Origin of the sequence: Aeromonas sp. 19NY04SH05-1 (genome assembly GCF_040581895.1) — a bacterium.
Lineage (GTDB): Bacteria > Pseudomonadota > Gammaproteobacteria > Enterobacterales > Aeromonadaceae > Aeromonas > Aeromonas enteropelogenes.
The window spans coordinates 1745381-1770175 of record NZ_CP095328.1 but is presented as its reverse complement, the minus strand read 5'-3'; the positions used below and the strand labels follow the sequence as shown (position 1 = coordinate 1770175).

The window sequence follows — 24795 nt, the reverse complement described above, 5'->3', positions numbered from 1 at the left end:
TTTTCAGGACAAGGGAAAGGCTGGGTGGACGAATCCCTGATATCCATCGATATGCAATTGGGACAACACCTCAACCTGCTCCTGATCTTCGACCCGAGTCGCAATGGTGAGCACCCCGGCGTTATGAGCGGCACGGCATACAGCCGCCAGGAAGGATGTATCCGCCCCGGGCTCCATCACTTGACTGGTATAACCGTGATCCACCTTGACATAAGCTGGTGCCAGCTCTTCAAGATAGCCCAGAGACTGGAAGTGGCGACCATAGTGATCCACCCCCCACCCGAAGCCATGTTCACGCAAGACATTCACAAAAGCGGTGACTTGTTCTTTGTGTTTCACGATCGCCGCTTCCGGAATTTCAAATAGCAGACGCTCCTGAAAATCATCATGGCTTGCCAGGAAGGTAGGCAACCACCCTAAAAATACCTCTGAACACAGAGCGCCTGCGGTGATATTGATGGCCAACGTCAGCTCGGGTTCACGCTGCAACAATGCCGTGCTGGCATCAAGAATGGCCTTGTCAAACTCACTCCCCATCTGGAACTGTTCAATGGCCGGCATGAACTGTCCGGCGAAATAGTCATTGCCATCGCGGGAAATGGAAGCAAACAACTCGGCATGCAAACGAGCACCATCATCAAAACGACAAGCGGGTTGTGCCTTGAAACGCCAAAGTTGATTGGCAATGGCATCTTGCACCAGATCTCGCCATGCCAAGCGTCCCATCATGCCCTGACTGTTTCCTCCTTCCATCACGACTGCTCCGCGCCGCTCATTGCGTGCCTTGCCCAAAGCATTGTCAGCTTTGGTCAGCAAGGCGGAGAGATCATCATTACCATCCCGGCCAGCAATACCAATCACGGAGAGAGGCTTGCCTTCATCCATGGGATTGACGACCAGATCCGCAATACGGGTATTAATCAGCTGGGCCAGCTCTTTAAGTTGAGCAAGATCGTTGGTTGGACAAAGCAAGGCGTATTCTGTCGCAGAAATGCGGGCCACTGCAGCCCCACTCCACCCTTGCAGTTGCTCCTGCAGCACCTGGGCAATCGACTTGACCATATTGTCTCGGGCGGCAAAACCCTCTTCCCGATAAATATCTTCAAGAATGTCGACTGCAACCAGCATCACACCACCCTGCCCCGCTTCGGCAATCCAGGCATTTACCTGCCCGACAAAATAGGCCCGATTACCCAGACCCGAAACGGCATCGACATAAACACGCTCACGCAATTTCTCAGCTTCATCGGCTTGCTCTTTAAATTGCACAGCCAGCTTGCCGGACAAAATATTGATCGCTTGCACCACCTGTTTCAATTCATAGGTTTTTGGCTCGGGGATGGCATGACCAAAATGGTGCAGCTCAATTTCAACTGCCTGCTCACAAATCTGCTTAAGCGGCTTCAGCAGGAAATTGAGGGCTCGCATCAGCAGGATGGTCGTGATCAAGAAGCCAACCACAAACCAGGTCGCCAGCTCGCTCATCCCGACCCAAAGCTCGTGATAAGCCTGTCCTGGGTGGCCTACCACCTTGAGTTTGCCCAGTTGCAGCCAGCCAGACGTCAGAATAGACTCATTGGATACTTCCGGAAACAGCCCCAATTCGATAAACCAGTCAGGAACCCCCTGGATCCGGCTGGTGTTCTCCTCTTCAATCACATCTTTGGACGCAAGCAAATCCAAGCGAACCTGGCGATAATAACCACCATCAAAAATGGCCCGGATCACTGACTCAGCGCCCACCTTGTCCCCGTTTTCCAGATAAGGGGTCAATGCCAGTCCCAATGAAGTCGCGGTGTTGATCACCGTAGTTTCCTGCTGCTGTGCAAGATATGAACGCGTTGAATTGAACTGTACCCAGTAGGTAGCCGCGAATAGCAATCCAAACAACAGCAGCATGGTTGCCAATAACTGTCGATAGAGCGTCATAGGTTAGTCATCCAAATTCATCACAGGCCGAGCCAATCGCCCCGATGTCATGCGATTGCGTAGATCATTCCATAATCCCAAGCGAGATGATTGCCCGGCCAATTCACCCTGACCACGCGCTTTCATCAACCACAAGTGACTACCGTTAAAACTGTAAATAGGGACCAGATCCCGTCGTTGCGTTGCCGGACGAATGGAACCAATCAGGTTGTCCAATATGACCGGTACTGATGCAGGGGTTTCATAATAAGCAACGACCATATGGAACTGGTTATAATCGAGTGCCTTGACATACACCATCCGCATTTTCTCATCTGGAATACCCAATTCAAGCAAGGTCGAATATTTTGCGATGCTGAAATCTTCGCAATCGCCTCCTGATGCCCCCAGAAACTCCAGTGGTGTTGCCCAGTAATCCTTTTTGCGCCACAACTTGCTATCGTCGATAAAACGCATCTGGTTAAAAAACTGATTCACCTTTTCCAGCTTCTGCCGCTCGGATAATCCGGCAGTGCGGTTCTGCTCGACCAGAGTACGCCAAGTCGTCACCCTTTTCCCGGCCCGTCCCCCATAGGTTTGCTCAGCCCGTTTGACCAGTTGGATGTCTTCCTGGCTCAACGGTTGGCTGGCAGATAACAGAAGGGAAATGGGAAGAAGCCATAGCCACAAGACATAGCGCAGAGCACGACTCACATTTCGGCTGACAAGGGGCAGGGCTCCAGTGTGATCGCCAGATAGACACCTGAAGGTCTCATCGTTCATCTGCTGCATCGTGGGTGGAGAACTCCTGAACAACACGGCCAGTTTTGGTTTGGGCAGGGTAGCCGCATAGATACAGCCACCCCGCCGACGCTATTTTTCTGCGCAGAGAAAAGAGCGCTAGCTTATTGTTGCTTGGCTTGCCATTCAGTCGGCTGTTTGAAATTGAATGCATTAAGCAGGCTGCCAGTCGCATTCAGGATGCGATAATCTGCCAGCAATGCATCATATTCTGCCGTGATATAGCTGCGGCGAGCTTCAAACAGTTCGTTCTCGGTGTTCAGCACATCCAGCAAGGTACGTTGACCCAGACCAAATTGCTTTTTGTATGCCTGAACGGTGTCGTAGCTCGCGTCCACATGCTCTTTCAAAAAGGTCTTCTGCTTGGTCAATGAATCCTTGGCGTTCCATGCCAGACGGGTGCCCTCTTCTACCTGGCGAAAAGCATTCAGGTGAATATCTTTCGCCTGGGAATAGAGTGCCGAGGTCGCATTGCTTTCAGCGACATCAGAGCCACCACGGAACAGGTTGTAACGCATCCGAACCATGGCAGTAAGATCATCGTTGCGACCTTTCACCCCGTCGATGTCTTCGTTCCAGTTTTGATCAACCTCAAAGGTGACATTGGGATAGAAGCCGGATTTGGCACCTTCATGCTGGTATTTGGCCGCTTCGATATCCTGCAGGGAAGAGAGCAGGGTTGGATGCACTTCGGTCGCAACCTTAAGGGCATTGTCCAGACTGGCTGGCAGCAATTCAGCATTGGGCACTGGCTGCACCAAATCTTTTGGCACCTCGTTGACGACGCGGATGAATTCACTTTCCGCATCACGGTAGTTATTCTCGGCAGCGGCCTGATTGGCGTATGCACGAGCAACACGGCCATCGATCTGGGTCTGGTCAGCGGTTGAGCCCAAGCCCGAGTCCGTCCGTTTCTGGATATCGCTGCGGATCTGTTCGTGAGTCTCGAGGTTTTGTCTGGAGAGCTCCAGGATCTCCTGCTGGCGCAGCATGTTGAGGTATACCTCAGCTACCCGCAGGGCGGTATTCTCGGCTTCGGAGATCATTGCCAGACGTTGGGCATTGGCTTCTGCCTCGGTTCTGGAGACGTTGTTGCTGACATCAAACCCGTCAAACAGCATCTGACGCAAGCTGATCCCTGCTTCTTTACGCGTCATGGAGTCATCGCTATTCGGATTGAGCCTGGTCGAGGGGCTATCCGTTTTTTCATAGCCTACGCCACCACGCAAATCGATTGTCGGATAATAGCCTCCCTTGGCACCATCGTGTTGATAGAGACGCGCCTGATAAAGATCAAACGCTTCTTTAATCTTGGGGTGAGTGGAAAGTGCCAGTCCTACCGACTCCTCCAGCGTTTGGGCTTGTCCCAACGCAGGCAGCAGAGTGGCGCCACTAACCAGCATGGCAACAATCGTTTTTTTCATGTTATCTCCAGTCATGTTTTGTTTTCTGATTGTTGGCTTATCGTTCTCGAAGTGCAGACTGTTTGGCCCGCAATATAGGCTTAAGTAGATAGTCTAGAACACTTTTCTTGCCAGTAATGATATCCGCACTGGCTAACATACCGGGGATGATGGGAAGTGCGTTTAGCTCATCGCCCAAGTAACTTTTTTCAGTTCGCACGCGAACCAGGTAGAAGGAATTCCCCTCCTCATCCTGGATTGAGTCCGCACTTATTTGTTCAACCTTACCATGCAATCCCCCGTAGATGGTGAAATCATACGCGGTGATCTTGACCACGGCATCCAGCCCCGGACGTAGAAATGCAATGTCTTTCGGGGAAATCTTGGCCTCGACCAGCAGGGTATCTTCCAAGGGGACGATTTCCATCAGATCCATCCCTGGCTGGACCACACCACCCAGTGTATTGATCTTGAGCTTTTTAATAGTGCCTTTAAGAGGGGCAATCACGCTGGTTCTGTCCACCCTGTCGCGCAGGCCGACCTGCCCCTCTGACAACTGACCCAACTGGCCCTGTTTCTCGTTAAGCTCGGTTTGCGAGTCGGCCCTGAATTTGAGCGCGATATCATTGCGTTTGAAAATGGTCTCACGCAGCACCGAATTAAGCTTGGGGATCAGCAGTCGGTTACTCTCCAGCTCCCCTTGCATATCATTCACTTGCCGCTCCAATTTGATGAGTTCCACCTGCGGTACTATCCCCTCTTTTGCCAGAGGGCGACTGATGTTCAGCTCCTGCCTGGCCAGATCCACACTACGGTTCACGGTGCGGATCTTGGCATTGAGCTCGATCAGCTCCTGCTCTTTCTGCTCGATTTGTTGACCAAGAATGTAGAGCTGATTTTTCAGGTTGTTGAGACGCGCCTTTTGCACGGATCGCTCTCGGTTCGCATATTCGACGAAGACCTTCTCATAACCCTCGGGAAACTGGATCGGCACCTCTGTCACCGTCACCTGATCACGCCACCCCAGTGCGGGATCGTTTTTCACCTCGACGCTGGCCATCTCGGCACGCAGTCTCGCCACATCCCCTTTCAGGGTGACCAGCTCTTTTTCCCGCTCCCGAAAATCGGAACGAAAACGGGTGTCGTCGATACGCAGCAGAGGCTGCCCCTTCTCAACGATGTCCCCTTCCTTGACGAAGATCTCCTTGACGATCCCCCCTTCCAGGTTCTGGATCACCTGCAATTGACGGGAAGGGATGACCTTGCCCTGCCCAACCGTCACTTCATCCAGTTCGGCCCACGACGCCCAGACGATAGCGCTCATGAAGAACAGGAAACAACACCACAGCAAGATCCTCGCCCGGGTAGGGGTTGTAAGCAGTACCGCCGCAGCGCCGTCGTCAACAAACTCCAGGTGTTCGGGGGATGGCAACACCTCGCCAGAGGGGGATTTTCTGGTGCCTTTCACCCTGTCCATCAATCCCTTAACCATGGGAGACCTCCTGCACACGGACCTTGCCTTCTTTAAGCCGCTGCAAGATGACCTCCTTGGGACCATCGGCAACAATCTGCCCCTGTTCGATCACAATCACCCGACTGGCCACATCCAGCATGGAGGTCTTGTGGGTGATCAGGATGAGAGTCGTTTCCGGCCCCAGTCTGGCCAGTTCCTGTTTGACCTGCATCTCGGACTGGTTGTCCATGTTGGAAGTAGGTTCATCCATCACCAGAATGGGAGGATCATTGAGCAGCGCACGAGCCAGCAAGATCGCCTGACGCTGACCCCCTGACAACTGGCGTCCCCCCTCCCCAATCTGGCGATCCAGCCCGTTGGGATCCCGATTGGTGAAGTTGGTCACCCCTGCCCGCTTGGCGGCTCGCAATACCCGCACGTCGTCCACCAGCGGGTTGCCCAGCATGATGTTGTCCCGTACCGAGCCAAAAAAGAGAACCACGTCCTGGGGCACGCAACCGATATTGCGGCGAATAACCGAAGGAGGCAGTTGATCCAGCTCGAATCCGTCGAGACGAACCGAGCCATCAGTGGGCCGATAGAGCCCCATCAACAGCTTCTCCAGCGTGGTCTTGCCTGCCCCGATCCGGCCGATAATGGCGACCTTCTCACCAGGCTGAATGCGTAAATTGATATTGTGCAGGGTGCTGGTTTCCATCCCGGGATATTTGAAGGAAACATTGTCAAACTCGATCCGCCCCGAGATGACAGGATGGTGAATATACTGTTTGCCCTCATCCTGCTCACCGGGGGTTTGCATGATCTTTTCGAGTATCTCCAGCGCAGATTTTGCCTGGTTATAGCGGGTAGAGAGCACGGAGAGCTGCACCATGGGGGCGATGGCGCGACTGGAGAGCATCACGGCGGCAATCATGCCCCCCATGGTGACCAGCCCCTCGGAAATTTGATATACGCCAACGATCACCAGCCCCACGGTCACCATCTGCTGGATATAGCTGGCAAGGGACGACATGGCGTTGGTGATGCGTCGGGTCTGCACGCCCCAGGTAGAGATGTGGGACACTGCCTGCTCCCAACGATGCTGGAACATGCTCTCGGCGCCGAAGATCTTGACGGTTTCCAGCCCGGAGATGCTCTCGATCAGATTGGCGTTTTTCTGGGAAGCGAGGCGCGACCCCTCTTCAATGGATTGCTTGAGAGGCCCCTGGATATAGAAGCTGTATGCGATCAGGATCAGGATGGCGACGATGGGGACCACCACCATGACGCCGGCAAACACCCAGATGATGAAGAGGAAGAATATCGCAAAGGGGAGATCGATAAGGGTCGATACCGTGGCGGAGGTAAAGAAATCCCGCACCGACTCGAACTCCTGCAGATGTTTGGCAAATGCCCCGGTAGAGGCTGGGCGGGACTCCATCCGCATCCCCATCACCTTGGCGAAAATCTTTGCTGACAGCAGCACATCTGATTTTTTGCCCGCAATATCGATGAAGTAGCTGCGCAGCTGGCGCATCACAAAGTCAAAGGTAAAGACCACCATGGCCCCGACAGCCAGCACCCAGAGCGAATCAAACGCCAGGTTGGGCACTATCTTGTCATAGACGTTCATGGTGAACAGCGGACTGGCCACCGCAAACAGGTTGATGAGGATGGAAGCGACCAGCACATCGCGATAGATGCCGCGCGATTCGAACAAGGTACTCCAGAACCAGTGCCCGTTGCGGGTTTCCAGCACCTTGGGAGAGCGGTCATCAAACTTGAACTGCTTTTTCACATAGAAAAGGCGGCCAAGATATTCATCCCCCAGCTGGGGCGTCGATACCCACTGTGCCGCATCCCCTGCCTGCGGGAAGATGACGCGCCCCTGACTTCTGTCGTCATTCCACTCCAGCAAGATACAGGCACTGCCATTTTGCATCTGCAACACGCAGGGCAACAGCAGGGGGGGGATCTCTTCGAGGGGTTGGATGACCTCGCGAGCAGAGAGGCCACCCCGTTCGGCCGCACGGCTAAACAGGGCGGTGGTCAGACGACCGGATACCAGTGGAAGTCCGTTCGTCAGGGCATCCTGACTATTGGGCACACCATAGAAGCGGGTCAGAAAGACCAGACATTCCAACAGTTCATCGATACGACTAGTTTCTGCTTGCATAGCATCCTGTCACGGCATAAATGAGGTCGGTACGAAACGTATCTGTTCGTATTCCCCGGCATAGCGACTCAAAGAGAACACCACGATACCATCAGGATGTCGGCTCAGCAGACCAAGGCTGACATCAATGGCCCTCCTCCGATGACCGCACTCCTAAATAAGGTGCGGCTCAGCCCTCCCCCTTCATGGTGCATCACAGCAGACAGAGGGGATGGATATCTATGACTGGCTACACATCATGACGGGATGAAACCGGACTTGTTTGATAGCGTTTGTTCTCACGGCGCATCACTATAATAGCCTGACGATGACAAAACTATAGTTAAAAAATACAAACTTTTTTATATAACCGTCTGTTTTACTAAGAAATATTAATTTCGAACTCAATTATGGGACGCAAAGTGTAAAGGGACGTCCCAGCGCCTGCCCTTGCGGGCCACTCTTCTCCAATGCCTTGGCGATGTCCGCCATGGCCGTCCAGCGGTTCTCGCACCAGGCCGGCGCCAGCAGGGTCGGCCGGCGGGCCGAAGCCGAGATGCGGTGATAAACCACCTCGGGGGGCGTGTGCTGGATCATGGCGACCGCCGCCTCCACATATTGCTCCAGAGTCAGCACCTCCAGCCTTCCGGCCTGCCATGCCTTGCCAAGGGTACTGCCCTGCACCACGTGGAGCGGATGCAGCTTGATCCCCTCCACCCCCGTCTCCACGATGCGATGCAGGGTATCCAGACTGTCCATCGGCACCTCGCCGGGCAAGCCGACGATAAGGTGGGCACACACCTTGATCCCCCGCTGATGGGCCCGTGTAACCGCATCGACATAGGCAGCATAGCCGTGCCCCCGATTGATGCGCTGCAAGGTCTTGTCGTTGGCGCTCTGCAGTCCCAACTCCAGCCACACCTCGTAACCACGGGCCTGATAGCCTGCCAGCAGATCCAGCACTGCATCCGGCACGCAGTCGGGCCGGGTACCGACGCACAATCCAACCATGTCGCTGACCGACAAGGCCTCTTCATACATCCGCTGCAGGTACTCCACCTCAGCGTAGGTGCTGGTATAGGCCTGAAAATAAGCGAGATAGCGCTTGGCTCGGGTCACTTCATCCCGGCGGGCCAGCAGCTGCTGCACGACGGAGAGCTGCTGAGCCGACTCGTCGGCAAACGAGGAGACATTGCAAAATGTGCAACCGCCACGCCCCAGAGTGCCGTCCCGGTTGGGACAGGTAAAAGCACCGTGGATGGAGAGCTTGTGGATCTTCTGACCGTGGCGCTGTTTGAGATCCTGACCGAATGTATTGACGAGTTCGTGTAACTGCATGGCTCCTCCGCTAAAGGAGCGCCATTGTACGAGTTTGCGCAAAACCGGCGCTGTGCTGGATCAAGGGAAGGTAAGAGCAAGAAAACATATAAATATTCACTCTTTGTCGGATAAATATATGAAACAACCCGCTTACCGACGCTTTTGAAACCTCTGTGGCCTGCTGTGACGCTTTTATCCGGCCAACAAAACCAGCGATAAACTATTGTTGAACAATAAAAATTTTTAAGAGTAGCAATAGTTCATAAATGCAAGGGAGAGGTGCGCGAAATGTGATCGTCTGCACCTCTCCCGGCCCGAGATTGGTAAAATTACTACACCTTGCGTCACAGAGGGAGTTCACCATCAAAGTCTGACAATCTGGATTATCCATCTACAAAATTAAAAAATAACAAAACAAACCAACATAAAGTCACAATATCACTCTGCAAACCCATATTTTGTTATGCGTATGTAACATTGCAAACAGCCCGGTTGTCCAATTGACCTTGCCGAAAAATCCCATTAGTTTGGAGATTCGCCACCTCAGGCGGACGGAACCACAAGAGCCAATCGCAATTTATGCAGTCTGTTTATGACAGTGCGATGCAAGGCCGAGCAAGGGAGAAATGCAATGTCACTATATGATCCAAAGCTGGAGAGGGATAACTGTGGCTTCGGCCTGTTGGCCCACATGGAAGGTGAAGCCAGCCACAAGCTTGTCCGTCTCGCGATGTCAGCATTGGCTCGCATGCAGCACCGCGGCGGCATATCAGCCGACGGTAAGACCGGCGATGGCTGCGGTCTGTTGCTGCAAAAACCGGACAGCTTCTTTAGAGCTGTCGCCGAAGAGAAGGGATGGCACCTGGGCCGCAATTATGCAGTCGGCATGCTGTTTCTCAACCCGGACCCCGTATTGGCCCAGCAGACGCGCGACATCATCGACGAAGAGCTGGAAAAAGAGACCCTGAGCCTGGTCGGCTGGCGCAAGGTGCCCGTCGACACCAATGTGCTCGGCACCATCGCCAAGGCTTCCCTGCCCAGTATTGAACAGGTCTTTGTCAACGCCCCACCCGGCTGGGTCGACAAGGATCTTGAGCGCCGCCTCTATATCGTGCGCCGCCGCATCGAAAAGCGCATCAGCGACGACTACTTCTACGTGGTCAGCCTCTCCAACCTGGTCACCGTCTACAAAGGGCTGTGCATGCCGGTGGACCTGCCGCGCTTCTATCTGGATCTCGCCGACATCCGCATGCAGGCGGCCATCTGCGTCTTCCACCAGCGCTTCTCCACCAACACCAGCCCGCGCTGGCCGCTGGCCCAGCCATTCCGTTATCTCGCCCACAACGGCGAAATCAACACCATCGCCGGCAACCGTCAGTGGGCCAAGGCGCGTAGCTACAAGTTCGCCACCCCGCTCATTCCGGATCTGCAGGAGGCCGCCCCCTTCGTCAACACCACCGGCTCCGACTCATCCAGCCTCGACAACATGCTGGATCTCTTCCTCGCCGGTGGCATGGATCTGTTCCGTGCCATGCGCCTGCTGATCCCGCCTGCGTGGCAAAAGCACCCCAACATGGATGACGATCTGCGCGCCTTCTACGACTTCAACTCCATGCACATGGAGCCCTGGGATGGCCCCGCCGGCATCGTCATGACCGACGGCCGCTACGCCACCTGTGCGCTCGATCGCAACGGCCTGCGCCCGGCCCGCTACGTCATCACCAAGGACAAGTTCATCACCCTTGCCTCCGAAGTGGGCACTTGGGACTACACCCCGGACGAGGTGCTGGAGAAGGGCCGCGTCGGCCCGGGCGAGCTGTTCGTGGTGGACACCAGCAACGGCAAGGTGTGGACCAGCTTCGAGATCGACGACGATCTCAAGAGCCGCCACACCTACAAGCAGTGGATGGACAAGCACTGCCGCCGCCTGGTGCCGTTCGAACAGATGGATGACAGCCAGACCGGCAGCCGCGAATTCTCCGACGATCAGCTCAAGACCTATCAAAAGCTGTTCGGTTACTCCTTCGAGGAGCTCGACCAGATCATCCGCGTGCTCGGCGAAAACGGCCAGGAAGCGGTGGGTTCCATGGGGGACGACACCCCCATGGCGGTGCTCTCCGGCACCCAGCGCACCCTGTACGACTACTTCCGCCAGATGTTCGCCCAGGTGACCAACCCGCCCATCGATCCGCTGCGGGAAAACCACGTCATGTCGCTGGCCACCTGTATCGGGCGCGAGCAGAACGTCTTCAACGAGACCTTCGGCCACGCCCACCGGGTGCTGTTCCAGTCGCCGATCCTGCTCTACTCCGACTTTCACCAGCTGCTGGCGCTGGAAGGGGAGTACTATCGCCATCAGGTGATCAGCCTCAACTTCAAGCCCGAAGAGGGGCTGGAGGCGGCCATCCTGCGCATCTGCGAAGAGGCCAAGGCTGCTGCCGAAGCGGGCACAGTGCTGCTGGTGCTCTCGGATCGCGCCATCAGCGTCGATACCCTGCCCATCCCGGCCGCCATGGCGGTGGGGGCGGTGCAGCGCACCCTGGTCGACAACAATCTGCGCTGTGACGCCAACATCCTGGTGGAGACCGCGAGCGTGCGCGACCCGCACCACTTCGCCGTGCTGCTGGGCTTTGGCGCCACCGCTATCTACCCCTATCTGGCCTACGAGACCCTGGCCAAGCAGGTCGAGGAAGGGGTGCTCACCATGCCTCTGCGCCAGGCCATGCTCAACTACCGCAACGGCATCAACAAGGGCCTCTACAAGGTGATGTCCAAGATGGGGATCAGTACGGTGGCGAGCTACCGCTGCTCCCAGCTGTTCGAGGCGGTGGGCCTGGCCAAATCCGTGGTGGATACCTGCTTCCGTGGCGTCTCCAGCCGCATCCAGGGGGCCGACTTTACCGATATTCAGGAAGATCAGCTCAAGCTGGCCCGTCAGGCCTGGCTGGCGCGCAAACCGCTCGGTCACGGCGGCCTCTTGAAATTCGTCCATGGCGGCGAGTACCACACCTACAACCCGGACGTGGTGCAGACCCTGCAAACGGCGGTGCGCTCCGGCAACTACGCCGATTACAAGGAGTACGCCCGTCTGGTGAACGAGCGCCCGGTCGCGACCCTGCGTGATCTGCTCACCTTGAAGAAGGTTGACAACCCGGTGGCGCTGGAGCAGGTGGAGCCGGCTGCCAAGCTGTTCCCTCGCTTCGACTCCGCCGCCATGTCCATCGGCGCCCTGGGGCCGGAGGCCCACGAGGCGCTGGCCATCGCCATGAACCGCCTCGGCGGCCAGAGCAACTCAGGTGAAGGTGGCGAAGACCCTAAGCGCTTTGGCACCGAGAAGAACTCGCGCATCAAGCAGGTGGCCTCGGGGCGCTTTGGCGTGACCCCCCACTACCTGATGAACGCCGACGTGGTGCAGATAAAAGTTGCCCAGGGCGCCAAGCCCGGCGAGGGCGGCCAGCTGCCCGGTGACAAGGTCACCGCCCAGATTGCCCAGCTGCGCTATTCCGTGCCCGGCGTGACCCTGATCTCGCCGCCGCCACACCACGACATCTACTCCATCGAGGATCTGGCCCAGCTCATCTTCGATATCAAGCAGATCAACCCTAGCTGCCTGGTGTCGGTCAAGCTGGTCTCCGAGCCCGGCGTCGGCACCATCGCCTGCGGCGTGGCCAAGGCCTATGCGGACTTCATCACCGTCTCCGGCTATGACGGCGGCACAGGCGCAAGCCCGCTCACCTCGGTGAAATACGCCGGCTCCCCCTGGGAGCTGGGGCTGGCCGAAACCCAGCAGGCGCTGGTGGCCAACGGATTGCGTCACAAGGTGCGCCTCCAGGTGGATGGCGGTCTCAAGACGGGCCTCGACATCATCAAGGCGGCCATCCTCGGCGCCGAGAGCTTTGGCTTCGGTACCGGCCCCATGGTGGCACTCGGCTGCAAATATCTGCGGATCTGTCACCTAAACAACTGCGCCACCGGCGTCGCCACTCAGGATGAGAAGCTGCGCCGCGAGCACTTCACCGGCCTGCCGGAGATGGTGATGAACTACTTCAAGTTCATCGCCGAGGAGACCCGCGAGCTGATGGCCCAGCTGGGTGTCACCCAACTGACTGATCTGATTGGCCGTACCGATCTGCTGGAGGCTCTGCCCGGCCTCACCGCCCGCCAGGCCAAACTGGATCTCTCCGGCATCCTGGCCCGCCCGGTGGCGCCGGCAGGATCCAGCCTGTTCAGCCAGCAGCACAACCCCACCTTCGACAAGGGGCCGCTCAACCTCACCATGGTGGACGATCTGCTGGGTGCGGTAGAGACCAAATCCGGCGGTGAGTTCCGCTACGACATCCGCAACACCGACCGCTCGGTGGGAGCCCGTTTGTCTGGCGAGATCGTCAAGCGTCACGGCAATCAGGGGATGGCGGCCGATCCGGTCAGAGTGCACTTCAACGGCACCGCCGGCCAGAGCTTCGGCGTCTGGAACGCGGGGGGCCTTGAGATGATCCTCACCGGGGATGCCAACGACTACGTGGGCAAGGGGATGACCGGCGGCAAGCTGGTGATCAAACCCCACGTCGGCGTGGCGTTCAAGTCCCACGAGGCGGCCATCATCGGCAACACCTGCCTCTACGGCGCCACCGGCGGCAAACTCTATGCTGCCGGCACCGCTGGCGAGCGCTTCGCGGTGCGCAACTCCGGGGCCCTCGCGGTAGTAGAGGGAATCGGCGACAACGGTTGTGAATATATGACCGGCGGCATCGTCACCGTGCTCGGCCAGACCGGCGTCAACTTCGCAGCGGGCATGACCGGCGGTTTTGCCTACGTGCTCGACGAGTGCGGCAACTTTGCCAAGCGCACCAACCCCGAGCTGGTGGAGCTGCTGGAGGTGGCGGATCTGCCCATCCATCAGGAGCACCTGCGCGGCATCATCACCGCTCACCTCAATGAAACCGGCAGCCACCGTGCCGAGGAGATCCTGGCCAACTTCGACTCCTATGTGCCCAAGTTCAGGCTGATCAAACCCAAGTCCAGCGACGTCAAGTCTCTGTTGGGTCACACCAGCCGTTCCAGTGCAGAACTCAGAATCCAGGCGCAATAAGGAGGGAACCCTATGAGCCAGAACGTATTTCAGTTTATCGATGTCCAGCGGGTCGACCCACCGAAGAAGCCGCTCAAGATCCGCAAGATCCAGTTTGTGGAGATCTACGAGTCTTTCAACAAGCCTCAGGTCGAGATGCAGGCGGATCGCTGCCTCGAGTGCGGCAACCCCTATTGCGAATGGAAGTGCCCGGTGCACAACTACATCCCCAACTGGCTGAAACTGGCCAAGGAGGGGCGCATCTTGGAGGCGGTGGAGCTCTCTCACCAGACCAACAGCCTGCCGGAGGTGTGCGGCCGGGTCTGCCCGCAAGACAGATTGTGCGAGGGTGCCTGCACCCTCAACGATCGCTTCGGTGCCGTCACCATCGGCAACATCGAAAAATACATCACCGACAAGGCGTTCGAGATGGGCTGGAAGCCCGATCTCTCGAACGTGGTCAAGACCGGCAAGCGGGTCGCCGTCATCGGTGCCGGCCCTGCCGGCCTCGCCTGCGCCGATGTGCTGGCGCGGGGTGGCGTCACCCCTGTGGTATTTGACAAGTATCCGGAGATAGGCGGCCTGCTCACCTTCGGCATCCCCTCCTTCAAGCTGGAAAAAGAGGTGATGCAACGCCGTCGCGAGATCTTCCAGGGGATGGGGGTGGAGTTTCGCCTCGAGACCGAGGTGGGCCGTGACGTCACGTTTGCAGACCTTTTGGGTGAATTCGACGCCGTCTTCCTCGGGGTCGGTACCTACAAGTACATGAAGGGTGGCTTTGCCAACGAAGAGGCGCCCGGTGTCTACGACGCCCTGCCCTACCTCATCTCCAACGCCAACCGGCTGCTCGGTTTTGAGAAGGCGCAGAGCGACTACATCGACTTTGCCGGCAAGCAGGTGGTGGTGCTGGGCGGCGGCGATACCGCCATGGACTGTGTGCGCACCGCCATCCGTCAGGGGGCCGCCAAGGTGATCTGCGCCTATCGCCGGGACGAGGAGAACATGCCGGGCTCCAAGCGGGAGGTGAAAAATGCACGCGAGGAAGGGGTCGAGTTTATGTTCAACCTCCAACCTATCGGCGTCGAGCTGGATACCAGCGGCCGCACCGTCGGCATCAAGGTGGTGAGCACCGAGCTTGGCGCCCCCGATGCCAATGGTCGCCGCAATCCGGTGGTGATTGACGGTTCCGAGCAGGTGCTGCCTGCTGATGTGGTGGTGATGGCCTTTGGCTTCCAGCCCAACCCCCAGCCCTGGATGGCGGAATACGGCATCGAGCTCGACAACCGGGATCGCATCAAGGCGCGCGAGCAGGCCGAATACCCCTTCCAGACCAGCAACCCCAAGGTGTTCGCCGGTGGCGACGCGGTGCGCGGTTCCGACCTGGTGGTGACCGCCATCTACGAAGGGCGCAAGGCCGCCGAAGGGATCATGGACTATCTGGCCGTCTGATCCGCCATCGCAGCCCCTGCGTCAGCCAATACAGAGCCCCGCCGATGCGGGGCTCTCTTTTTATGAGCCCTCCTGATTGGCCCCTTTCCCGTAAAAACTGAAACTATTTGAGGCAGAATTTGTAGCATCTATCTGATACACTTCGCGCCCGCCATTTTCCGGCCACTCTCTGACGTGATGTCAGACACAGCCGTCGGTGGTCATAACCGACTTTTCGCTCATACCGAGCCAACCAGGCCAGCCATAGTCCCGCTGGAACACAGGAACCCCTTATGAGATTTGAATCGTTCGATTTTGCCCCCGAGATTTTGCGCGCCATTTCAGAGTGCGGTTATCAGGAGATGACCCCTGTGCAGAGCCAAGCCATCCCGGCCGTGCGCCGTGGCCGCGACCTGCTGGCCAGCGCCCAAACCGGCACCGGCAAGACCGCCGCCTTCGCCCTGCCCATCCTGCAGCGTCTGGTGGACAATCCGGCGCCGGTGCAGCCCTCCAACGCCCGGGTACTGATCCTGACCCCGACCCGCGAGCTGGCGGCCCAGGTGGCGAGCAACATCAATGACTTCGCCAAGTATCTGGCGATCACCACCCTCACCATCGTTGGTGGCGGCAAGCAGGACGTGCAGGCCAAGCGGTTGAAAGCGGGCGCTCACATTATCGTGGCGACCCCGGGTCGTCTGCTCGAACACCTCACCGCCTGCAACCTGAGCCTCTCCGGGGTCGAGACCCTGGTGCTGGACGAAGCGGATCGCATCCTCGACATGGGCTTCAGTGCCGATGTGCAAAAGATCCTGCAAGCGGTCAACAAGACCCGCCAGAACCTGCTGTTCTCCGCCACCTTCTCCGAGGCAGTGAAGAAGCTCGCCAACCTGATGTTGGACAAGCCGCAGATCGTCAGCGTCAACAAGCAGAACTCCACTGCCGACACCGTCAGCCACACCGTCTACCCGGTGGAGCAGAAGCGCAAGCGCGAGCTGCTCTCCGAGCTCATCGGCAAGCAGAACTGGCAACAGGTACTGGTGTTCGCCAGCACCCGTGAGAGCTGCGACGAGCTGGTGGAAGAGCTGAACCTCGATGGCATCAAGTCCGCCGTGGTGCACGGCGACAAGGCTCAGGGCAGCCGTCGCCGCGCCCTGCGCGAGTTCAGTGAGGGCAAGCTGCGGGTGCTGGTGGCCACCGAAGTGGCCGCGCGCGGGCTGGATATCCCGGATCTGGCCTACGTGGTCAACTATGATCTGCCGTTCCTCGCCGAAGACTATGTACACCGCATCGGCCGCACCGGCCGCGCCGGCAAGAGCGGCATGGCCATCTCCTTCGTCAGCCGCGAGGAAGAGCGCACCCTGCTGGAGATAGAAGCGGTGATCGGTCAGAAGATCCGCCGCATCATGGTGCCGGGCTACGAGGTAAGCAGCCGCGACGATCTGATCAAGCAGTTGCAGGAGCGCCGCCGTTTCGGCAAGCGTCCGCAGCGTGAAGACAACGCCGCCGCCCAGGCCATGGCCGAAGCCAAGCTGCAGGGCCAGCGCCTCAAGCGTCTGGCGGCTGCCAAGAAGCCCCGCCAGCCGAAGTAAGGACCAACCCTTTTCCTCTCCAGTGAGAGGAGAGGGGCAAACATCTCATATACCAAAGGCGCCACTGGCGCCTTTATGCTGTTGATTAGCCGGCCGTGAGTCCGGCTCCCTTTGTGAGGAACCGTGATGACCCTTCCCACCTACAACCTGGCCCTGCTCGAGATGGCCAGCCAGAGCCTGGCCGAACTGGCGCGCACTGCCGCCCAGAAGGCGGGCAAGCGCACACCCGCCCAGGAGAGCCATTTTCTGTGCACCTGGATGGCGGAATCTCTCAAGGAGAAGCGCTTCTCCCGGCTGGTGATGGAGGATCTCAAAGAGTGGGTTCAGCTGGGCCGCACCCTGGGGGCTGGCGCCGATCTCAAGGGGCTGCTCGAGCGCATCGTCAGCCAGTATGAGCGCGCCATGGCCGCCCCGACCCAGCTCGGGACCAGACTCAACGCACTGCTGGCCGAGCTCGCCGCCGCTGGCTGGCTCGTCATCACGGAGAGCGAGATCAACGCCAAGCTGCGCCTGCAATCGGGCGGCCAGCCCAGCCTCATCATCAGTGCCAGCGAATATGGCGAGCATATCGAGGACGGCGAGCTGACCCGCCCCCTCACCCTCTATGTGCGCGGCGACGAGCAGCAGCTGGCCCGGGCTGCCTTTACCCACGCGCTCTTGCTGAGCCAGGGCAACAAGAAGGGCTCTCTGGTCAAGCACCACAAGGCCTACCGGGTGATGCCGGGCAACGCGCAACCGGCACGGGCCCTGCTGGCCGAGACACACCTGCCAGATGAGGCTCGTCAGCCCGCTTAAGCGCTGCATCACGCCATAAAAAAACGGCAGACCACTGGGTCTGCCGTTTTCATTTCCAAGCGATGGCAAAAGGCGACTAGCGCACCTTGAGCCCAATCTGGCCCGGGGCGCACCACTCGAAGATCACCTCTTCACTCTTGCCGCAGCAGCTGCCGCCGCAGAGCCGGTTCTCCCGCTTGATCACCCGCCCCTTGCGCATCCAGACACCGAGCATGGCCTCCACCGCATCTTCCGAGGTGTGGAAGTGGCGAGCCAGATCCCGCCGGCTCACCTTCTGCTGCGCGGCGAGATAGTCACCCAGCTCGCGCAGGATCACAGGACCACCACCTTGCGGGCGACGATGTCACCGTGACGGCGCCCCAGCCACCAGAGCAGCACCAGGGAGAGGCCGTAGCTCGCGATCCAGAACAGGCTCTGCTCGGGATGGTCGGCGAAGGTTGCCACCTGATAGAAGAGGGTGGCGCACATAAAGGCCATGTAGTTGCACCAGGCGGCGGTAAAGAGTGCCCACTGACGGCCGGTTTCCCGCACCAGAGCCCCCATGGCCGCGGCGCAGGGCATGTAGAGCAGCACGAACAACAGGTAGGCAAAGGCACCGGCCGCCCCGTCGAAGTGGGTCTGCATGTTGCCGTAGGTGGAGATGTCGACCTCCTGCTCTTCGGCTGCAGCTTGCTGATCCGCCAGATCCCCTACCGAGATCCCCATGGGGTCTGTCGGGTCGATGGAAGAGAGATTGTCAGCCACCGCGCTGATGGCCTCCTTGAAGCTGGCCACGAGGGAGAACTCGGCCGCCTCTTCATCCCCTTCCCCGCTGCCGGCATAGAGGCTGTTGAGCGTACCGACCACCGCTTCCTTGGCGAAGATGCCGGTGACGATGCCGACTGTAGCCTGCCAGTTGTCATCGCGCACACCGATGGGGTGCAGCACCGGAGTAACCGCCTGGCTCACCTTGCTCAGCACAGAGTCTTCCTGCTCCTGGTGTCCGAAGCTGCCGTCGGTACCCAGGGAGTTGAGCACGCTCAGCACGGCGACCACCAGCACGATGGTTTTACCGGCGCCGAACACGAAGGATTTAAGCTTCTGCCAGGTCTTGATCCCCACGTTGACCGGACGCGGCCACTCGTAGTCCGGCATCTCCATCAACATGGATTCGCTCTTGCCCGGTAGCAGGGTGCTGCGCAGCAACAGGCCGGTGAGCACAGCCACCAGAATGCCGATGAGATAGAGACCGAACACCAGGTTCTGACCGGAGTGCGGGAAGAAGGCCACCGCAAACAGGGCGTAGACCGGCAGACGGGCACCGCACGACATGAAGGGGGCCATGGCCGAGGTCATCAGCCGCTCGCGCTCGGAGTTGAGGGTACGGGTCGCCATCACCGAGGGCACGGTACAACCAAAGCCCATCAACATGGGGACAAATGCCTTGCCCGGCAGGCCGAGGCGGCGCATCAGGGCGTCCACCACGAAGGCGGCCCGCGCCAGATAGCCGGAGCTCTCCAGCACCGCCAGGAACAGGTAGAGACAACCGATCACCGGGATAAAGGTGGCGACGGTCTGCAGACCCACACCGAAACCGTCCGCCAGGATGGCACCGAGCCACTCGGGGGCATTGACCAGCCCCAACAGGTAATGCACGCCATCGACGAACAGGGCGCCGCCCATGATGTCGAAGAAGTCGATGAAGGCGCTGCCCACATTGATGGCAAACATGAACATCAGGTACATCACCAGCAGGAAGAAGGGGATGCCGAACCAGCGGTTGAGCAGCACCCGATCGAGCTTCTCGCTCTGGGCCACGGTGAGCTTGCCCTTCTGCTGGCACGCCTCGGCGGCCCACAGATGAATGTGGCCATAACGGATATCCGCCAGCTGCAGATCGATGTCCTGCCCCTGCTGGGCACGGCTCACCACGTTGGCCGCCGCCTCATGCTGGCCGGGCAGCAAGGTCTCCTGCATCACTGCATCTTCTTCGAGCAGGCGCAGGGCGCGGCCACGGGTCGTCAGATGATGGGGGGCAAGCAGGCTCTCAAGCTCCGCCAGATCTTTTTCAAGCTCGGTGCCATAGTCGAGCATCAGCGCCTGTTGCGCCTTGCCGATAAACTGCTGGATCTGGCCCTTGAAGGCGGCAACCTGCCTGGCGTTGTGGGCGGAGAGCGCCACCACCGGGCAACCGAGGGACTTGGCAAGCAGGGTTTCATCTATGGTCACTCGCCGCTTTTGCAGGATATCCATCTTGTTGAGCACCACCACCATGGGCAGCCCCAGCTCGCGCAGTTGCAGCGTCAGATAGAGGGAGCGCTCCAGATTGGCGGCATCGATGACGTTGAGCAGCAGATCAGGTTGCTGATCCTCGACGAAGCGGCTGGCGATCTGCTCGTCCAAGCTCCCCTCCTGATTGGCCAGGCTATAGATGCCGGGCAGGTCCATCAGCTTGTAATCGTGTCCATCGACAGAAAACTCGCCCATCTTCTTGTCGACGGTGACCCCGCTCCAGTTGCCCACCTGCTGGCGGGCACCGGTCAGGGCATTGAACAGGGAGGTCTTGCCGCTATTGGGATTGCCAACCGTTACCAGGGAATAATTCATACCGGTTCACCCTCGATTGTGCTTTGACCATGACGATTGTTTTGTGAGGTGTGTTTCATACCGGTTCGACCTCGATTTGCTGCGCCAGACTTTTTTGCATGGAAAGACAGATCCCCTGGCACTGGATCTGGAGCGGGTCCCCGAGAGGGGCAGAACGCAGATAGATGACTTCGGTCTGAGGCAACAATCCCATTACCATCAGCTTGCGACGCAGGGGACGGGTCAACTGGTCCAGGTTCTTGATGCGAGCACTCTGTCCCGGTGACAACTGCGTGAGTACCATGACTGACTCCTGAAAGTTAAACAATAATAATTCTCTTTTAGCTAGGCCATTATAAGCTGTGTCTTCAACTTTTATTTGAGTAAAATCAAACTCCGCTTCGCTAATCGATAAAGAAATACCATGAGTCACGACAACAACAGCCGCCTGGTTTACAGCACGGATGGCGGCATGATCAAAGAGCAGAGTGCCCCCCAATCCACCTCTCCTTTCCCCACCGATGGCACAGTGCGCATTCGCCGCGAGACCAAGGGGCGCAAGGGCGCCGGGGTCATCACCATCCACGGCGTACCGGCCGAACAGCAAAAGGCGCTGGCTACCCAGCTCAAGAAAAAGTGCGGCACGGGCGGGGGTATCAAAGAGGGCGTGATCGAGATTCAGGGGGACAAACGGGACCTTATCAAGGCCGAGCTGGAGAAGGCCGGTTTCAGCGTCAAGCTGGTGGGGGGCTGAGCCGCCTGCGGCGCACCTTGCTTCACTTCGGCTTTTTCCCTAGAATGCCCGCTCCCATCGAGGGGGAGTAGTCTCGCACGCCGGATCCCGTCGGCCTGCGACCCTGATCAACATACTTGGTGCCAACTCACCATGGTCAGGGTGATCCAATCACCATCTGGATTTGACAAGACCTTTGACGGGCCAGTGCCAATACCGGGGACGGATGGTGCAGGCTTGTCTTTGGTTTATAACAATTCCGTCCCCCGGTTCACTTTTATGGAAGCCTTGTTAACCTCAACCCTCAGCGTGGCCATCGCCGAAATCGGCGACAAGACCCAGCTGCTGGCGTTGCTGCTCATCTGTCGTTTTCGCAAGCCCTGGCCCATCATCGCCGGCATGCTGGCGGCTACCCTGCTCAACCATGCGGGCGCCGCCTGGATTGGCGACTTCATCAGCCGCTGGCTGGATCCCAAGGTGATGACCTATCTGGTGGCCGCGGCCTTCGTTGCCATGGCGATCTGGATCCTGGTACCGGACAAGATGGATGACGAGGAGAGCTCGCTGGACAAGTACGGCCCCTTCATGGCCACCTTCGTGCTCTTCTTCATCGCCGAAATTGGCGACAAGACCCAGATCGCCACCGTACTGCTGGCAGCCAAGTACGACTCCCTGTTCCAGGTAGTCACCGGCACCACCCTCGGCATGATGCTGGCCAACGTGCCCGTGGTGCTGCTTGGCAAGCTGGGGGCCGACAAGCTGCCACTCAAGGGGATCCGCATCGCCTGCGCCCTGCTGTTTGTGGGGCTCGGGGCCAGTACCCTGATCTTCGTCTGACAAGCTGACTGCCCACTCCTTCGAGCGCCCCGCCCCTGGTCGGGGCGCTCTTTTTTGTGTCGGTATGGCGCCGGTGACAAAGGGCCAACGGGCTCCCCTCCTCCTCGCCCCTCATGCCATAATGGGGCAAATTCCGTGGAGTTCCCCCATGCACAAGGTATCAAGAGAGACGCTGCTCGAATGGGTTAGACAAGGCAGACTTGCCCCCGAGCGGCTCGACGCGGCACTGGCGCTGGCCGAATTGCCCCCTCCTCCCGCGCGCTGGCAGTGGTTGTTCGATCGTCTGTTGCTCTGGCTCGGCGCCCTCTGCCTCGGCGCCGGACTGGTGTTCTTCGTCGCCTTCAACTGGCATGAGCTGGGACGTCTGTCACGTCTGGCCCTGCTGGAAGCGCCCCTGCTCGCCACCTTGCTGGTGTTGTGGCGCACGTCCCTCGGCGACACGGCGCGCCAGGCGCTGCTGTTGACCCTGGCGCTCAATATCGGTGCCCTGCTGGCACTGGTGGGCCAGACCTACCAGACCGGTGCCGATCCCTGGCAACTGTTTGCCACCTGGACTTTGATGCTGCTGCCGCTGGCGGCGCTGGGCCAAAGCCCCTTGCTGTGGACCCTGAGCTGGCTGCTGACGCAGCTGACCCTGGTGCTCTACTGGCGCCTCGGCCTGTTCGACCTCTTCTTTGCCTTTGACGAGGAAGCGCTCGGCTGGAGCCTGACCCTGCTCAACGCCGCACTCTGGGGCCTGCTGTTACTGACACCGGCCCGCTGGCGGCTGATGCCAAGCTGGCTGGCAGGGCTTGCCGCTGGCCTTGGGATCACACTGCTCGCCTTGCTGGCTCTGTTCGATGCCGCCTCCCCCTGGGTGTGGCCGCTCTGGCTCGGCTGGCTTGCCGCCGCCTATGCCCTCTGGCACCACAGATTTATCGCCGGCCTCGCCATGGGGTGTCTGAGCCTCATCGCCATCATCCTGGCCACCCTTGGCAAGTGGATGGAACCCGATGTGGACGGTTTCCTGCTGCTCTGCCTTATCGCCATCGGTCTCTCGGTCGTGGCCAGCCGCTGGCTGCAGCAGCAAAGGAGGCATCATCATGTTTGAACTGACCACCCATAGGCAGACTACGATGACTGACCTTTATCGCCATCGAACTCTCAGCACGGTCGTGGCCAGCCGCTGGCTACAGCAGCAAAGGAGGCATCATGAGTGATCCGACCCTCTGGCAACGGCTGCAACAGGCCAATCTGGTCGAGGGGGAGATGCCCCGGGACACCAGCCCCCACTGGTCGAGCCGCTTTCTGCTCGGACTGGTGGGCTGGATTGCCGCCCTCTTCCTGCTGTTTTTCCTGTTCATGACCTTTGAGCAACTGACTCGCGAGCCGGAGCACGCCCTGCTGATGGGCACCCTGCTGCTGGCCGCGGCCTACGCCATCAACCGCAGCCAGCACGGGGATCTCTGGGATCAATTTGTGCTTGCCCTGGCGCTGGCGGCCGATGCCTGGCTGCTCTACGGCCTTATCGATCAGATAGACCTCCACCAGCCCCTGCTCTGGTTCGGCCTCTGCCTGCTCTCTTTGGGGATAGCCGTGCTGTTCGATCACTGGCTGGTGCGCCTCTTTCACAGCGTGGCCGCCGCCCTGCTGCTCACCCTGGGGCTCGCCTGCCTCGGCCTGCAACTGCTGGCGCTGCCGCTGGTGATGGCGGCCATCACCTTCTGCTGGCTGCGGGCCGAAACCGATCCGGCCCGCCACCCGCTCTATCACGCCATGACTCTGGGGCTGGCCCTCTCCCTGCTGGTGCTGGGTCGGCTGCACCATCCGCTCTGGGAAGGGGGCGCCAGCCTGCTCGATGAGCTCGGCCTCTCGCGCCTGCCACTCTGGCTCAATCCGCTGCTGTGCGCCGCCCTGCTGCTGGCCGTGATGGTGAAGCTGGCCCTGCCGCTGCGCTACGGCTTGCCGCTGGTGCTGCTCAGTGCCCTTATTCCCGGCATGGGCGCCGGCGCCCTGGTGCTGATCCTCGGTTTCTACGCAGGCAGCCTTGGCCTGATGACCCTCTCAATCCTGCTGCTGACAGGCTACGGCGCCCTCTATTACTACGATCTCGGGCTCACCCTGATGACCAAGTCCTGGCTGCTGCTGGGCTCGGGTGCCCTATTGCTGGGGACTCGTTTTTTGCTGCAACGCCTCAACCCAAGGAGCCCGTCATGAGACCCCTTGCCATCCTGCTGGTCGGCCTCGCCATCCTGGCGGGCATCAACTTCACCGTCTGTCGCTATGAACAGGCCATGGCTAGCGGCGAGGTGGTGCTGCTGCGGCTAGCCCCGGTCGATCCCCGCTCCCTGATGCAGGGAGACTATATGCGTCTGAATTACGAGATAGCCCGCGAGCTTGCGACCCACAGGAGCAACGCGAGTGCCAGCGGGAGCGATACCCTGGTGATCCGCCTGGACGAGCACCAGGTGGCAAGCTGGGTAGTCGGCGGCAAGCCGGGGGCCCTGGCCTCCAACGAGCGATTGCTGCAGGTGAGTCGCCACGCCGGCCAGTGGCAGATAGGGCCGGATGCCTATTTCTTTGAGGAAGGCACGGGAGAGGCCCTTGAGGAGGCCCGCTACGGCGAGTTCCGGTTGCAACCCGATGGCAAGACCCTGCTGGTGGGGCTGCGCGATGAGGCGTTTCGCCCTCTGGGAGCAAGCCGCAGCCGCTGGTGAGAAAGACGATGGCACTTTGCCCGGTTCATGCCCACACTGGAATC

General features: G+C 59.1%; 18 protein-coding genes. 9 read left to right on the top strand and 9 right to left on the bottom strand.

The window, feature by feature from the left end; genetic code table 11:
• Positions 1 to 3: 3 nt before the first annotated feature.
• The 6 genes from MRK42_RS08250 to MRK42_RS08225 form a co-directional block, all read right to left on the bottom strand.
• Positions 4 to 1929, bottom strand: a complete 1926-nt coding sequence (locus MRK42_RS08250) for a LapD/MoxY N-terminal periplasmic domain-containing protein (protein ID WP_061475439.1) — start codon at positions 1927 to 1929, stop codon at positions 4 to 6.
• A gap of 3 nt (positions 1930 to 1932) precedes the next feature.
• Positions 1933 to 2691: a transglutaminase-like cysteine peptidase gene (locus MRK42_RS08245; protein ID WP_061475693.1), complete on the bottom strand. Its 759-nt coding sequence runs from the start codon at positions 2689 to 2691 to the stop codon at positions 1933 to 1935.
• A gap of 122 nt (positions 2692 to 2813) precedes the next feature.
• Positions 2814 to 4133: a TolC family outer membrane protein gene (locus MRK42_RS08240; RefSeq protein WP_042071778.1), complete on the bottom strand. Its 1320-nt coding sequence runs from the start codon at positions 4131 to 4133 to the stop codon at positions 2814 to 2816.
• Positions 4134 to 4170: 37 nt separating this feature from the next.
• A complete protein-coding gene (locus MRK42_RS08235) occupies positions 4171 to 5604 on the bottom strand; it encodes an HlyD family type I secretion periplasmic adaptor subunit (RefSeq protein ID WP_197064494.1) in 1434 nt (477 codons plus the stop codon).
• On the bottom strand, positions 5597 to 7741 hold the full coding sequence (locus MRK42_RS08230) for a type I secretion system permease/ATPase (protein ID WP_216992104.1): 2145 nt from the start codon (positions 7739 to 7741) through the stop codon (positions 5597 to 5599). The genes MRK42_RS08235 and MRK42_RS08230 overlap by 8 nt, the downstream gene beginning before the upstream one ends.
• A 387-nt stretch (positions 7742 to 8128) precedes the next feature.
• The gene (locus MRK42_RS08225; RefSeq protein WP_042028790.1) at positions 8129 to 9058 is read right to left on the bottom strand and encodes a TIGR01212 family radical SAM protein; all 930 of its coding nucleotides are present in this window, start codon (positions 9056 to 9058) and stop codon (positions 8129 to 8131) included.
• Positions 9059 to 9671: 613 nt separating this feature from the next.
• Here MRK42_RS08225 and gltB point away from each other — a divergent pair.
• The 4 genes from gltB to MRK42_RS08205 all read left to right on the top strand — a co-directional run bounded on the left by gltB (position 9672) and on the right by MRK42_RS08205 (position 17920).
• The gene (gene gltB, locus MRK42_RS08220) at positions 9672 to 14129 is read left to right on the top strand and encodes a glutamate synthase large subunit (RefSeq protein ID WP_338612157.1); all 4458 of its coding nucleotides are present in this window, start codon (positions 9672 to 9674) and stop codon (positions 14127 to 14129) included.
• Between the two features lie 12 nt (positions 14130 to 14141).
• The gene (locus tag MRK42_RS08215) at positions 14142 to 15557 is read left to right on the top strand and encodes an FAD-dependent oxidoreductase (protein ID WP_338612156.1); all 1416 of its coding nucleotides are present in this window, start codon (positions 14142 to 14144) and stop codon (positions 15555 to 15557) included.
• A gap of 272 nt (positions 15558 to 15829) precedes the next feature.
• Complete coding sequence (locus tag MRK42_RS08210; protein ID WP_216992101.1) at positions 15830 to 17125, top strand: DEAD/DEAH box helicase; 1296 nt, start codon at positions 15830 to 15832, stop codon at positions 17123 to 17125.
• Positions 17126 to 17251: 126 nt separating this feature from the next.
• Positions 17252 to 17920, top strand: coding sequence for a DUF2913 family protein (locus tag MRK42_RS08205; RefSeq protein ID WP_216992100.1), 669 nt, complete (start codon positions 17252 to 17254; stop codon positions 17918 to 17920).
• Between the two features lie 76 nt (positions 17921 to 17996).
• Here MRK42_RS08205 and MRK42_RS08200 read toward each other — a convergent pair whose 3' ends face one another.
• Genes MRK42_RS08200 through MRK42_RS08190 form a run of 3 tightly spaced genes read right to left on the bottom strand, consistent with a single transcriptional unit; the run spans position 17997 to position 20789 of the window.
• Positions 17997 to 18236 carry a FeoC-like transcriptional regulator gene (locus MRK42_RS08200; protein ID WP_026458231.1) on the bottom strand — a complete coding sequence of 80 codons (240 nt, stop codon included), beginning with the start codon at positions 18234 to 18236 and terminating at the stop codon, positions 17997 to 17999.
• On the bottom strand, positions 18233 to 20506 hold the full coding sequence (gene feoB, locus MRK42_RS08195) for a Fe(2+) transporter permease subunit FeoB (protein WP_216992099.1): 2274 nt from the start codon (positions 20504 to 20506) through the stop codon (positions 18233 to 18235). Before feoB ends, MRK42_RS08200 begins: the two co-directional genes overlap by 4 nt.
• A gap of 55 nt (positions 20507 to 20561) precedes the next feature.
• Positions 20562 to 20789 (bottom strand): FeoA family protein, encoded by a 228-nt coding sequence (locus tag MRK42_RS08190; RefSeq protein WP_026458432.1) that lies wholly within the window; start codon positions 20787 to 20789, stop codon positions 20562 to 20564.
• Positions 20790 to 20909: 120 nt separating this feature from the next.
• Here MRK42_RS08190 and MRK42_RS08185 point away from each other — a divergent pair, with 120 nt between their 5' ends.
• The 5 genes from MRK42_RS08185 to MRK42_RS08165 all read left to right on the top strand — a co-directional run bounded on the left by MRK42_RS08185 (position 20910) and on the right by MRK42_RS08165 (position 24751).
• Positions 20910 to 21239: a stress response translation initiation inhibitor YciH gene (locus MRK42_RS08185; protein ID WP_338612155.1), complete on the top strand. Its 330-nt coding sequence runs from the start codon at positions 20910 to 20912 to the stop codon at positions 21237 to 21239.
• A 258-nt stretch (positions 21240 to 21497) separates the two neighbouring features.
• Positions 21498 to 22055 carry a TMEM165/GDT1 family protein gene (locus MRK42_RS08180; RefSeq protein WP_338612154.1) on the top strand — a complete coding sequence of 186 codons (558 nt, stop codon included), beginning with the start codon at positions 21498 to 21500 and terminating at the stop codon, positions 22053 to 22055.
• Between the two features lie 148 nt (positions 22056 to 22203).
• Positions 22204 to 23145 carry a DUF2157 domain-containing protein gene (locus tag MRK42_RS08175; RefSeq protein WP_338612153.1) on the top strand — a complete coding sequence of 314 codons (942 nt, stop codon included), beginning with the start codon at positions 22204 to 22206 and terminating at the stop codon, positions 23143 to 23145.
• Positions 23146 to 23246: 101 nt separating this feature from the next.
• Complete coding sequence (locus MRK42_RS08170) at positions 23247 to 24251, top strand: DUF4401 domain-containing protein (protein ID WP_338612152.1); 1005 nt, start codon at positions 23247 to 23249, stop codon at positions 24249 to 24251.
• Entirely contained in the window at positions 24248 to 24751 is a 504-nt protein-coding gene (locus MRK42_RS08165) for a GDYXXLXY domain-containing protein (RefSeq protein WP_338612151.1), read from the top strand. The genes MRK42_RS08170 and MRK42_RS08165 overlap by 4 nt, the downstream gene beginning before the upstream one ends.
• Positions 24752 to 24795 lie beyond the last annotated feature (44 nt).